At 52.1% G+C, this 12,457-nt stretch carries 14 protein-coding genes; 6 read left to right on the top strand and 8 right to left on the bottom strand.

From position 1 onward, the window contains the following. Positions 1 to 3: 3 nt before the first annotated feature. The gene (locus E0L21_RS11785) at positions 4 to 1,344 is read right to left on the bottom strand and encodes a D-amino acid dehydrogenase (protein WP_328590663.1); all 1,341 of its coding nucleotides are present in this window, start codon (positions 1,342 to 1,344) and stop codon (positions 4 to 6) included. 277 nt (positions 1,345 to 1,621) lie between these two features. Between E0L21_RS11785 and E0L21_RS11780 the strand changes: the two genes are divergently transcribed. After that, positions 1,622 to 3,154 (top strand): SpoVR family protein, encoded by a 1,533-nt coding sequence (locus E0L21_RS11780; protein WP_131409671.1) that lies wholly within the window; start codon positions 1,622 to 1,624, stop codon positions 3,152 to 3,154. Between the two features lie 33 nt (positions 3,155 to 3,187). Here E0L21_RS11780 and fadR read toward each other — a convergent pair whose 3' ends face one another. Beyond that, positions 3,188 to 3,907 carry a fatty acid metabolism transcriptional regulator FadR gene (gene fadR, locus E0L21_RS11775; RefSeq protein ID WP_131409669.1) on the bottom strand — a complete coding sequence of 240 codons (720 nt, stop codon included), beginning with the start codon at positions 3,905 to 3,907 and terminating at the stop codon, positions 3,188 to 3,190. 332 nt (positions 3,908 to 4,239) lie between these two features. On the opposite strand from fadR, the gene dsbB reads away from it, so the two are divergent. Then, a complete protein-coding gene (dsbB, locus tag E0L21_RS11770) occupies positions 4,240 to 4,770 on the top strand; it encodes a disulfide bond formation protein DsbB (RefSeq protein WP_131409667.1) in 531 nt (176 codons plus the stop codon). Positions 4,771 to 4,868: 98 nt separating this feature from the next. After that, positions 4,869 to 5,168, top strand: coding sequence for a hypothetical protein (locus E0L21_RS11765; protein ID WP_131409665.1), 300 nt, complete (start codon positions 4,869 to 4,871; stop codon positions 5,166 to 5,168). Here the strand turns inward: E0L21_RS11765 and E0L21_RS11760 are convergent. The 3 genes from E0L21_RS11760 to E0L21_RS11750 form a co-directional block, all read right to left on the bottom strand. Further along, on the bottom strand, positions 5,143 to 5,589 hold the full coding sequence (locus E0L21_RS11760) for a YcgN family cysteine cluster protein (protein WP_017456995.1): 447 nt from the start codon (positions 5,587 to 5,589) through the stop codon (positions 5,143 to 5,145). The genes E0L21_RS11765 and E0L21_RS11760 overlap by 26 nt on opposite strands. Positions 5,590 to 5,681: 92 nt before the next feature. Then, complete coding sequence (locus E0L21_RS11755) at positions 5,682 to 6,341, bottom strand: fumarylacetoacetate hydrolase family protein (RefSeq protein WP_131409663.1); 660 nt, start codon at positions 6,339 to 6,341, stop codon at positions 5,682 to 5,684. Positions 6,342 to 6,487: 146 nt separating this feature from the next. After that, entirely contained in the window at positions 6,488 to 6,763 is a 276-nt protein-coding gene (locus tag E0L21_RS11750; protein WP_086874110.1) for a YcgL domain-containing protein, read from the bottom strand. Between the two features lie 122 nt (positions 6,764 to 6,885). Here E0L21_RS11750 and minC point away from each other — a divergent pair, with 122 nt between their 5' ends. Genes minC through minE form a run of 3 tightly spaced genes read left to right on the top strand, consistent with a single transcriptional unit; the run spans position 6,886 to position 8,683 of the window. Then, entirely contained in the window at positions 6,886 to 7,578 is a 693-nt protein-coding gene (gene minC / locus E0L21_RS11745; RefSeq protein ID WP_017456992.1) for a septum site-determining protein MinC, read from the top strand. Between the two features lie 22 nt (positions 7,579 to 7,600). Beyond that, positions 7,601 to 8,413 (top strand): septum site-determining protein MinD, encoded by an 813-nt coding sequence (minD, locus tag E0L21_RS11740; protein ID WP_131409661.1) that lies wholly within the window; start codon positions 7,601 to 7,603, stop codon positions 8,411 to 8,413. 3 nt (positions 8,414 to 8,416) lie between these two features. Further along, on the top strand, positions 8,417 to 8,683 hold the full coding sequence (gene minE / locus E0L21_RS11735) for a cell division topological specificity factor MinE (RefSeq protein ID WP_017456990.1): 267 nt from the start codon (positions 8,417 to 8,419) through the stop codon (positions 8,681 to 8,683). 90 nt (positions 8,684 to 8,773) lie between these two features. Here minE and rnd read toward each other — a convergent pair whose 3' ends face one another. The 3 genes from rnd to E0L21_RS11720 all read right to left on the bottom strand — a co-directional run bounded on the left by rnd (position 8,774) and on the right by E0L21_RS11720 (position 12,457). After that, positions 8,774 to 9,901 carry a ribonuclease D gene (gene rnd / locus E0L21_RS11730; protein ID WP_131409659.1) on the bottom strand — a complete coding sequence of 376 codons (1,128 nt, stop codon included), beginning with the start codon at positions 9,899 to 9,901 and terminating at the stop codon, positions 8,774 to 8,776. A gap of 70 nt (positions 9,902 to 9,971) precedes the next feature. Then, positions 9,972 to 11,657: a long-chain-fatty-acid--CoA ligase FadD gene (gene fadD, locus E0L21_RS11725; RefSeq protein WP_131409793.1), complete on the bottom strand. Its 1,686-nt coding sequence runs from the start codon at positions 11,655 to 11,657 to the stop codon at positions 9,972 to 9,974. A gap of 206 nt (positions 11,658 to 11,863) precedes the next feature. After that, positions 11,864 to 12,457, bottom strand: coding sequence for a Slp family lipoprotein (locus E0L21_RS11720; protein WP_131409657.1), 594 nt, complete (start codon positions 12,455 to 12,457; stop codon positions 11,864 to 11,866).

Genomic DNA, 12,457 nt, shown 5'->3' with positions numbered 1-12,457 from the left:
GAATCAGTTATGGGCGCCGTGTAAGTGCTGCGCACGCACGGGGGTAAACCCTGGCATATAGCGCGCCACGCTTAAATCATCGGCGGCAATCGCCGGGGTGCTGCCGGACATCAGGTCGCTTAACAACTGGCCGGAACCGCAAGCCATCGTCCAGCCAAGGGTGCCATGCCCGGTATTCAGCCATAGATTTTTATACGGAGTGCGCCCGACAACCGGCGTGCCATCCGGCGTCATGGGACGTAAGCCCGTCCAGAATGTCGCTTGCTCGACAAATCCGCCACGCGGGAAGAGATCGCGCACGACCATCTCCAGCGTTTCGCGGCGTGGTTTCAGCAGTTCCGTATTAAAACCGACGATTTCCGCCATGCCGCCGACGCGAATACGCTGGTCAAAGCGGGTAATCGCAATTTTGTAAGTTTCGTCGAGGATGGTTGAAACCGGGGCGCCATCTTCTTCGGCAATCGGGATCGTTAATGAATAGCCTTTCAGCGGATACACCGGGATGTCGACGATATTTTTCAGTAAGCCAGTAGACCAGGAGCCAAACGCCATCACATACGCGTCGGCTTTGACCACCTCTTCACCGCACTTCACACCGTAGATGTTCTCACCTTCATACAGCAGGCGATCCACCGGCGTGTTAAAACGAAACTCCACGCCCGCCTGCGCCGCCATTTGCGCCAGTTGCTGGGTGAAAAGCTGACAGTCGCCGGTTTCATCATTTGGCAGACGCAAACCGCCTGTCAGTTTGTGCGCCACTTCGGCCAGCGCGGGTTCGACTTCCGCCAGCCGGGCAGATTCCAGCAACTGATAAGGCACGCCGGCATCCTGCAACACAGCAATATCACGTGTGGCATTTTCGTACTGCTCCGCGGTGCGGAAAAGCTGTAATGTGCCGCCTTGCCGCCCTTCATACTGAATGCCGGTCGTTTCGCGCAACAGTTTCAGGCAGTCGCGGCTATATTCCGCCAGACGCACCATACGGCCTTTGTTTTCCATATAGTGGCGCGTATCGCAGTTGCGCAGCATTTGCCACATCCACTTCAGTTGTGATGAGGAGCCATCAAGGCTGATTGCGAGCGGCGCGTGGCGCTGGAACATCCATTTTATGGCTTTTAACGGCACACCAGGAGCCGCCCAGGGCGCGGCGTAGCCTGGTGAAATCTGCCCGGCATTACCAGCGCTGGTTTCCTGCGCAGGACCAGGCTGGCGATCAATCACCGTGACATCATGTCCGGCCTGGCGTAAGTACCAGGCGCTGGTGACACCCACCACACCACTTCCTAATACAACAACTCGCATATCCCTCTCCTGTGAGTAAAGCACGATCATCTGATTACAAATTGATAACCCAGATGAAAATATTATTCAACATATGGCTTTTTTATGGTGAGCTTCCTCACAGCCTCGCCGTATGACAAGGGTTTCTGTTATTTAGCATCTCCTGCTGCGCGACTTTTCGCCGCAGCATAATATTTCGATACACTTGCTATTTACGCCGTTGATGTGATGAAAAATCGCGAAGAAAAATCTATGGCTTAGGTACAGATTTAATTGCGTGTTCTATGCTTGAAATGAGACGCTCCATACAGAGAGTGTCGTTAACAACGAGGGCGCGCTAATGGCTACGATTGACTCAATGAATAAGGATTCTATTCGTCTGAGCGATGGACCCGACTGGACTTTCGAACTGCTGGATGATTATCTGGCGGAGATTGACCGGGTGGCGAAACTTTATCGGCTGGATACCTATCCGCATCAAATCGAAGTGATCACCTCAGAGCAAATGATGGACGCTTACTCCAGCGTCGGCATGCCGATCAATTACCCTCACTGGTCGTTCGGGAAGAAATTTATCGAAACCGAGCGGCTTTATAAGCATGGGCAACAGGGGCTGGCCTACGAGATAGTGATTAACTCTAACCCCTGCATCGCTTATCTGATGGAAGAGAACACCATCACTATGCAGGCACTGGTGATGGCTCACGCCTGTTATGGCCATAACTCTTTCTTTAAAAACAACTATTTATTCCGCAGCTGGACCGATGCCAGTTCGATTGTCGACTACCTGATTTTCGCGCGTAAATACATCACCGATTGTGAAGAGCGCTACGGTGTGGACGAAGTGGAAAAGTTACTCGACTCATGCCATGCGCTGATGAACTACGGTGTGGATCGCTACAAACGCCCGCAGAAAATCTCGTTGCAGGAGGAGAAAGCGCGGCAGAAAAGCCGTGAAGAGTATCTGCAAAGCCAGGTAAATATGTTATGGCGCACGCTGCCCAAACGCGAAGAAGAAATAACCATCGCGCAAGCGCGTCGTTATCCGGCGGAGCCGCAAGAAAACTTGCTCTACTTTATGGAGAAAAATGCACCGTTACTGGAGTCGTGGCAACGCGAGATCCTGCGCATTGTGCGTAAAGTGAGCCAGTATTTCTACCCGCAAAAACAGACGCAGGTGATGAACGAAGGTTGGGCGACGTTCTGGCACTACACCATCCTCAATCACCTGTATGACGAAGGCAAAGTGACCGACCGCTTTATGCTGGAATTTTTGCATAGCCACACCAATGTGGTGTTCCAGCCACCCTATAACAGCCCGTGGTACAGCGGCATTAACCCGTATGCACTCGGCTTCGCGATGTTCCAGGATATTAAGCGTATTTGCCAGTCGCCTACGGATGAAGACCGCTACTGGTTCCCGGATATTGCCGGTTCGGACTGGCTTGAGACGCTGCATTTCGCGATGCGCGATTTCAAAGATGAGAGCTTTATCAGCCAGTTTATGTCGCCGAAAATCATGCGTGATTTCCGCTTCTTTACCGTGTTGGATGATGATCGTAACAATTATCTTGAGATCGCCGCTATTCATAATGAAGAGGGTTACCGGGAGATCCGCTCGAAACTGTCGTCGCAATATAATCTCAGCAACCTTGAGCCCAACATTCAGGTGTGGAATGTGGACCTGCGCGGCGACCGTTCGCTGACGCTACGCTATATTCCTCACAACCGCGCGCCGCTTGATAAGGGCCGCCGCGAAGTGCTGAAACATGTGCATCGCTTGTGGGGTTTTGATGTGTTGCTGGAACAGCAAAATGAAGATGGCAGCGTGGAGTTACTGGAACGTTGTCCGCCTCGCCCCAGCAGCCTGTAATGAAAAACCCCTCTGTCGAGGGGTTTTCTTTGCTTATCGGCTTTGTAAGGCTAAATCACCGGGCATCGTTTTCTGCATCCGATGCCAGATCTCACCACTTTCATGGCCATATCGACGCACGACTTCGTAGACTTTGTCATGCTGCGCCTGTTCACACACTTGCGCCAGTTGATGGTAGAAACCGAGCGCCAGGCTACGGGCTTCAGGGCTGGAGAAATAATGGCGACCAATTCGCGTATATAACCCTTTCATGCCATTAAGGATTAAACCATAAATCGGGTTCCCGGATGCAAAGGCCAGACCGCGGAAAATGTTGTAATCCAGGGTAGCGAAGGCATCGGCATGATCTTCAACTTCGCGCGCGCTGGCCAGCACTTTCAGCGCATCTTCAGGATGCTGACGAAACGCAGTGCGGATAAAGATGGTAGAAATGTTGGTGCGTACTGAAAGGAGATTATCAATCAGTTGCGGAACACTTTCGTGATCCAGACGCGCCAGCGTTTCCAGAATATTCAGCCCGGAGGTTTCCCAGAAGTTGTTCACTTTTGTCGGTTTGCCGTGCTGAATTGTCAGCCAGCCATCACGGGCGAGGCGCTGTAAAACTTCACGCAATGTGGTACGAGTGACGCCAATCAGTTCAGAGAGTTCGCGTTCAGCCGGAAGAATCGACCCCGGGGGGAAGCGACTATTCCAGATACTTTCAATGATGTACTCTTCCGCGAAACCCGCCGGGCTCTGCGCCTTAATGACCATAGAGAGATTTCCATTACACAGCTAAGCAAAGGACACTCATCATACCAGACCGCACCCAGTGCAGGTAGCGTACCTCATGAAGAAAAAAGGGGATCGGGGATCCATTTTGGCGATTTATCGACACTTATCCACAGAAGCAGCAGGGCTTTCATCCGAAATCTTTGCGCCACAGCGCGCATAATATTTTGTTGCTTAAATAGCAGCACTTTGTTGTCAGGTTTGACTTTCCGCATGATAAACATTCGATTACGCATTATTTTCTTGCCCGCTAGTGGCCTGCGCAATGATTTCGTTTACACTGCTTTGTCTACGCATCTCCCAGGGAAATGATTATGTTGCGATATTTAAACGGGTGCTCACACGGGCGCGGCGCCTGGCTTTTGATGGCGCTAACAGCGTTTGCGCTTGAAATGGTCGCATTGTGGTTCCAGCATGTCATGCTGCTGAAACCGTGCGTCCTGTGCATTTATGAACGCAGCGCGCTCTTTGGCGTAATGGGCGCAGGTATTGTGGGTGCCATTGCACCGAAAACGCCGTTACGTTATGTCGCTCTGGCTATCTGGATCTACAGCGCCTGGCGCGGCATCCAGCTGGCCTGGGAACACACCATGATCCAGTTACATCCATCGCCATTTCTGACCTGCGATTTTGCCGCACGTTTTCCAACCTGGCTGCCGCTGGACAAATGGCTGCCGCAGGTGTTTGTGGCTTCCGGTGACTGCGCCGAGCGCCAGTGGTCATTCCTGACGCTGGAAATGCCACAATGGTTATTGGGTATTTTTGTTGCTTATCTGGTTGTTGCCCTGCTGGTGCTGATTGCCCAGCCATTCAAGCCGAAAAAACGCGATCTATTTGGTCGCTAACAGAACGCTCCCTCGGGAGCGTTTTTTTTGACGGGTTTCGGATAAAGGCAACATTCACAAAGAAGTAACTATTACCCTCAGCGAAAAGGATGGTTCGAGTGGAAGGCGTTATCGCACTCATTTATTTCGTATTAGGGACAGTCTTTTTTACGCAGAAGATTAGGCTGTTCGCCATTGTCTCTTCTTTTATTCTCTATGTGGCCTTGCATATTGCTGCCACAAGTGCGCTTCTGACCGGGCTATTGCTGGCCTGTCTGCTCATCACTTTCGTTATCTTGCTGCCCCTCAACCGCAACCGTGATAAGAGAGCAGTTCTTCACTTTTCCCTGCCCTGTTGGCTACTGATTGTCTCGGTGATTTATGACGTTTTCTTTAGTCCGCCCATTCAGGCTTATTAAGGATATGCTCCTGCCAGTCGCGAACTTCTGACTCTTTCACTGCAATGTGGCGTACCGAAATACGTTCAGCATGCATGGCGGCTTTTGAGCCTGTGCGCAGCGGATGCCACAGCGGCAATGCCTTTCCTTCCGCCAGCAGACGATAAGCACAGCTTGGCGGCAGCCATTCGAAAGTGGGGAGATTTTCGCGGGTCAGCTTGATGCAGTCCGGCTCATATTCGAAGCGGCGTTCATAGTTGCGGCACTGGCAGGTTTTTATGTTTAGCTGGCGACAGGCGACATTGGTGAAATAGATTTCGTCAGTGTCTTCATCCATCAGTTTATGCAGGCAGCACTGCCCGCAGCCGTCACACAGCGACTCCCACTCCGCGTCCGTCATTTGGTCGAGGGTTTTGCTTTGCCAGAAAGGAGTGTCGCTCATGATGAAATCCGCCGTTGAAATCCAGGGTGCACCTTATAACCAGTCTGGCATGCGGATGCAAGTTTTGCCGCCAATAAAGGCGGCAAACTGCTTTAAAGCACGCGGGTCGTTAACGCAAGCCCGTCAAAACTGACTTCCAGCTCATCGCCACTGTTCAATGGCCCTACCCCTTCTGGCGTGCCGGTTAGAATGACATCGCCGGCTTTTAAGGTGAAGAAGCGGCTCATATAGGCAATCAGCGGAATAATTTTATGAATCATATCTGCAGTGGTGCCCTGCTGGCGCACTTCACCGTTGATTTTTAGCCCAAGCGTGGTGTTTTGCGGATCGCTTTGGAATTCCGCCGCCGGGATAAACCCTGAGATCGGGCAGGAATTATCGAACCCTTTCGCTTTTTCCCATGGCTGTCCGGCTTTTTTCATTTTGCTTTGCAGATCGCGCAACGTCAGATCGAGTGCGACACCATAACCGGCAATCGCTTTTTTCACATGATCTTCCGTCGCCTGGCGCAGCGTTGCGCCAATCAGCACCGCCAGTTCAACTTCATGGTGGACCGAACCAAAATCCTGCGGCAGAGCCAGCGGCTGACGAATATCGCACAGCGCAGTTTCGGGTTTGATAAACAGTACCGGCTCTTCTGGGGTAGCGCTCCCCATCTCCTTAATATGTTTCGCATAGTTGCTGCCAACGCAAACCACTTTACTCACCGGGAAATCCAGCAGAGCGCCCTGCCAGTTATGATGTTGATACATGGTGTTCGACCTCCGGTAACACATTGAACATGAGCGAAAAATGACTATCCGCGCCACCCGGCGGTTTGTCAAATGCCAATATGTTACGGCGATACAACAGGCATAAATAAGAAACGGCGGAGAGATCCGCCGTTATTGCCGCAGGATTATTCTTTACCCTGGTCGGCGAGATGCTGCTTCAATAAATTCTCTTGCGGCGGAGGCAGTTGCAAATAATAGCCCTGCGAAATTAACGCCTCTTTTACTTTTTCTAAATCTGCACCGACTAATTTCTTACGACCATCAAGCGGCAGAATCATTGCCAACTGCGGCTGACCGAAACTTTGCATTAATGCTTCCGGCACACGGGAAAAATCGTCTCTTTTTTCGACGTACAGATAAGTCTGATCGCGTCGGGCACTTCGATAGATCACACAAAACATACTTTTACTCGGAATTATCGGGAGGTTACTTGCCTGAAAATAATAGTGACTATAACATGCCTGATAGTCTTCGGAATATCACTCAATATGCGGGTGATAATAGCAAAATGAGTAAGGTCAGGATGTCAAATACGCCCATCGAGCTAAAAGGCAGTAGTTTTACCTTATCAGTGGTTCACTTGCATGATGCAAAACCCGAGGTTATTCGTCAGGCGTTAGAAGACAAAATCGCTCAGGCTCCCGCTTTTTTGCTGCACGCTCCTATCGTTGTCAATGTTTCTGCGTTGGAAGGCGCGGTTAACTGGCCCGCGCTGTTGCAGGCTATCACCACAACAGATTTACATGTGGTTGGCATCAGCGGTTGCAAAGATCCAGAACTGAAGGCTGAAGTTGAACGCGCGGGTCTTCCCCTGCTGACGGAAGGGAAAGAGAAAGCACCGCGTAAAGAGCGCGCACCGGAACCGACGCCGGTTGCAGCACCGGTCACAAAAACACGCTTAATTGACGCGCCGGTGCGTTCCGGCCAGCGCATTTATGCACCAAACTGTGATTTGATTGTGACCAGCCACGTTAGCGCGGGCGCGGAGCTAATCGCCGATGGCAATATTCATGTCTATGGCATGATGCGCGGTCGTGCGCTGGCAGGCGCCAGTGGCGATAAAGACGCTCAAATATTCTGTTCTCATCTCACGCCGGAGCTGGTCTCCATTGCGGGGGAATACTGGCTGAGCGATCAAATCCCGGCCGAATTTTATGGCAAAGCGGCGCGTTTGCAGTTGGCCAACGACGCTTTGACAATTCAACCCTTAAATTAAGCCCTTTTAACAAGGAACTCCTATGGCACGCATTATTGTTGTTACTTCGGGTAAAGGGGGCGTTGGCAAGACCACCTCCAGCGCGGCCATCGCTACTGGTTTAGCCCAGAAGGGCAAAAAGACCGTTGTTATCGATTTCGATATCGGCCTGCGTAACCTCGACCTTATTATGGGCTGCGAGCGCCGTGTAGTTTATGATTTCGTTAACGTTATTCAGGGCGATGCCACACTCAACCAGGCGTTAATCAAAGATAAACGCACTGAGAACCTCTTCATTCTCCCGGCATCGCAAACACGCGATAAAGACGCGCTTACTCGTGAAGGCGTCGATAAAGTGCTGGAAGACCTGAAGAAAATGGACTTTGATTTTATCGTCTGCGACTCCCCGGCAGGCATTGAGACTGGCGCATTGATGGCGCTCTACTTCGCTGATGAAGCGATTATTACCACCAACCCGGAAGTCTCTTCCGTGCGTGACTCTGACCGAATTCTCGGCATTCTGGCGTCGAAATCCCGCCGCGCGGAAAATGGCGACGAGCCGATTAAAGAGCATCTGCTGCTCACCCGTTATAACCCGGGCCGCGTAAACCGTGGTGACATGCTCAGTATGGAAGATGTGCTGGAAATCCTGCGTATCAAACTGATTGGCGTGATCCCGGAAGATCAGTCGGTATTACGTGCGTCAAACCAGGGTGAACCCGTTATTTTGGATACCGATGCTGACGCCGGCAAAGCTTATGCCGATGCCGTGGAACGTCTGCTGGGAGAAGATCGTCCTTTCCGCTTCATTGAAGAAGAGAAGAAAGGTTTCCTCAAACGCCTGTTCGGAGGATAAGTTATGGCATTACTCGACTTTTTTCTCTCCAGAAAAAAGAACACCGCTAGCATTGCGAAAGAGCGTCTGCAAATTATTGTCGCAGAACGCCGCCGCAGCGATGCTGAACCGCATTATTTACCGCAACTCAAGCGGGACATTCTGGAAGTGATCTGCAAATATGTGCAAATCGATCCGGAAATGGTGTCGGTGCAACTGGAGCAAAAAGGGGATGATATTTCCATTCTGGAACTCAACGTCACCCTACCGGAAACCGAAGAGACAAAATAGATTCCCTCCCATACAGGGATAAAAAAAGGCAGAATATTTTCTGCCTTTTTTATTTTATTTCCGCAAATAAGCTGTATTTATTTACAGTATTTAACGCGGATATTCCGCAAGTAATATTTTCAGCTGATCGGCCATCAATTCCCCGCGCCAGCCGCTAATTAATTCCGGTGACGAATTTTGCGGTTTCAATTTCCAGTGCCAGTTGAGTAATTGATTAATCTGCCGACGTGATGCCAACAGCTCAGCGCTAATGTTCTGACTTTCGCTGATGGCCTGCACCAGCGCTTTGATAGCTTTGAAGGCCTTACGATAACCTGGCATATCCATCAGGTTAAGCAGCGGTTCTGGCAGCGCCTCTTCCGGCAATGCCTGCGCCTGCGCAACCAGCGCCAGCAGCGTTTTGCCATGGAAGCGGATTTCGCTACCGGAAAGACCAATACTATCCAGCTCGCCCATACTGCCAGGCATATAACGCGCCACTGCCCACAGATTCTCTTCACGCACCACAAAGTTGACGGCTAAATCGCGCTCACGCGCTTTGCGCAGCCGCCAGTCGGCAAGCAAACGCAGGCAGGCAAGCTGGCGTGTACGTAATTGCCATGCGTTGGTAATTTCGCGCCACGCCTCTTCCGGCGCTAACACTTCCTGGCGGCGTTGCATCATTAAGCGGCATTCATCCAGCGCGGCATCCAGCCTTCCAGCCTGATCGGTTTCAGCCAGTAATTTTCCGGCGATCGGCAGCAGATACCACACATCAGCGGCGGCGTAATCGCACTGGCGTTCGGTCAGGGGACGCGCCAGCCAGTCAGTGCGGGATTCGCTCTTATCAATCACCAGCCCTGTAAACTCTTCCACCATCGCAGCAAAGCCCCACGACAGCGGACGACCACAGAACGCGGCGAGGATCTGCGTGTCAATCATCGGCTGTGGCTGTACGCCAAACGCATTGAGGAACACTTCCAGATCTTCACTTCCCGCATGCAAATATTTGGTCACGGCGGTGTTGATGAGCAAATCTCGAAACGGCGTCCAGTCGGTGATGGTCAGCGGATCAATCAGCGCCACATGTTCACCGTCATACAGCTGGATCAACCCCAGTTGCGGATAATAGGTGCGGGTGCGGACAAATTCGGTATCCAGGGCAATCGCTGGAAATGTGCGGGCTGCTTCACATAACGCTGCCAGCGCATCGTTCGTCGTTATCATCTGGTAATTCACGTCATCTTCTCTTTAGTTGCGCCCATAAAAAACGCCGGCTTAACCGGCGTTAGGGGGACTCACGCATAGCTCAGGCGTTATTGTCCACTTTGCCACGCGCTTCGTCACGCAATTCTCGTCTTAAAATCTTGCCGACATTCGATTTTGGCAGTTCATTGCGAAATTCAACCAGCTTCGGCACTTTATATCCGGTCAGTTGACGACGACAGAAAGCGATCAGCGCCTCCTCACTCAGCGAGGCATCTTTTTTCACCACGAAAATCTTCACCGCTTCGCCGCTGTTTTCCGATGGTACACCCACCGCCGCCACTTCGTGCACGCCGGCATGTTGCATCACCACATCCTCAATTTCATTCGGATAGACATTAAAACCGGAAACCAGAATCATGTCTTTTTTGCGATCGACGATGCGCAGGAAGCCTTCCCCATCCATCACCGCAATATCGCCAGTATGCAGCCAGCCGTCGCGCAGGATCTCATCCGTGGCGTCCGGGCGCTGCCAGTATCCCAGCATTACCTGTGGGCCTTTCACGCACAACTCTCCCGGTTCGCCAGGCAATACTTCATTGTTGTCGTCATCAACCAGCTTGGCTTCCGTCGAGGGAACCGGCAGACCGATGCTACCGCTGTGGTAGTCAATATCATGCGGATTCACACTCACCAACGGCGCACATTCGGTCAGACCGTAACCTTCCAGCAGATACTGACCGGTTAATTTCACCCACCGATCGGCAACGGCTTGCTGAACAGGCATCCCGCCACCGGCAGAAAGGTGCAGCGAGGAGAAGTCCAGCTTGCGGAAATCTTCATTATTCAGCAAGGCGTTGAACAGCGTGTTCACGCCGGTCATGGCCGTAAACGGATATTTACCAAGCTCCTTCACCAGCCCAGGAATATCGCGCGGGTTGGTAATCAACAGGTTTTGGCCGCCGAGCTCAATAAACAGCAGACAGTTCATGGTCAGCGCGAAAATGTGGTACAGCGGCAGCGCTGTCACCACCAGTTCTTTTCCGCGATGCAGCAGCGGCCCGTAGGTCGCGTTCACCTGTTCAAGGTTTGCCAGCATATTGCGGTGCGTCAGCATGGCCCCTTTCGCCACGCCGGTTGTGCCGCCGGTGTATTGCAGGAAGGCGAGATCTTCGGCAACCACTTCGGGTTTGATGTACTGCAAGCGGTAACCGGTCTGCAGCGCCCGGCGAAAGGAAATCGCGTCCGGCAGATGATACTTCGGTACCAGCCGTTTCACATATTTCACAACGAAGTTCACCAGCGTTCCTTTTGCCGGGGAAAGCTGGTCGCCCATGCGCGTCAAAATGACATGCCGCACTTGGGTTTTATCAACGATCTTTTCCAGCGTATGGGCGAAATTCGACACAATAACAATCGCGGCAGCACCGCTGTCATTAAGCTGGTGCTCCAGCTCACGCGGGGTATAAAGCGGGTTGACGTTCACCACGATCATCCCGGCGCGCAAGATACCAAACAGCGCCACCGGGTATTGCAGCAGGTTCGGCATCATCAACGCAACGCGATCGCCTTTTTGCAGCCCCAGCCCCTGCTGTAAATAAGCCGCAAACGCCCGACTACGCTCTTCAAGTTTACGGAACGTCATTACCTCGCCCATGTTGATAAACGCAGGCTGGTCGGCGTAACGCGCCGTGGAGTGTTCAAATAATTCAACCAGGGATTGATAACGGTCAGGATTGATCTCCGCCGGAACATCGGCGGGATACCGGTTTAGCCAAACCTTCTTCAATGCATCACCTCTAAAATGAGTATTCTTGGTCATCACAACCCCAGTTAATAAACAAGCCGTTAACATAATATTAACTCAGCGTACCAGTTTATTAATTAAGCGGATTGAAGGTTGCGAAGCGCGTCACTAATTATTTTTCTTATACATAGCCCAATATAAAAAACAGCGGCTTAGCCGCTGTTTCGTTTTCTTGATAAAACAAGAAATTACTCTGTTACGACCGTCTCGACTCGCGCAGGCTCGGGGGGGAACCAGCCCCATCCACCGTACCCGCCATGCCACGCGCGTGGGTGCGGTCCCGGTCCCCAATACCACGGGTCGATGGGCTGCGGCGGCAACATCACCTGCTGGGTTAATCGCCAGCGTTTGTAGCCATTTGCCTGCATGACCATAAATTTATACGGTGCGTTGCCAATTTTGCCGTCGGCCGTACCGGTTATCGGGCCAACCACGGTCACTAGTTGATTGCGGAAGTCGTCTGGATCGAGAAAACCATTCACGTCTGCAAAGATGCGCCCTACGGATGGCTCGCCCAGCACCGGACGCGCGCCGCTGTCGAGCGGGACGGCGGCGATTTCAAGCCGGGTTTTCCCCTGCTGATTTTGGATATCAACCACTTTACCGCCGAAGCGGGCTTCCTGGCCGACATACAGCGACGGCGCACTCATCACCCGCACTAAATCATCCTGCGGCGTGGGACTGGTTCCTTTAATCGCGTCAGGCACAGAAACACAACCACTTAATACCGCGATTGCCAGCCCAGCCAGCAATCCGCGCACAACATTCTTTTGACCCGCCAT

It is taken from the genome of Kosakonia quasisacchari (assembly GCF_004331415.1).
Taxonomy (GTDB): domain Bacteria; phylum Pseudomonadota; class Gammaproteobacteria; order Enterobacterales; family Enterobacteriaceae; genus Kosakonia; species Kosakonia quasisacchari.
Note: the sequence above shows the minus strand (reverse complement) of the source record. Positions and strands in the feature narration are given on the sequence as shown.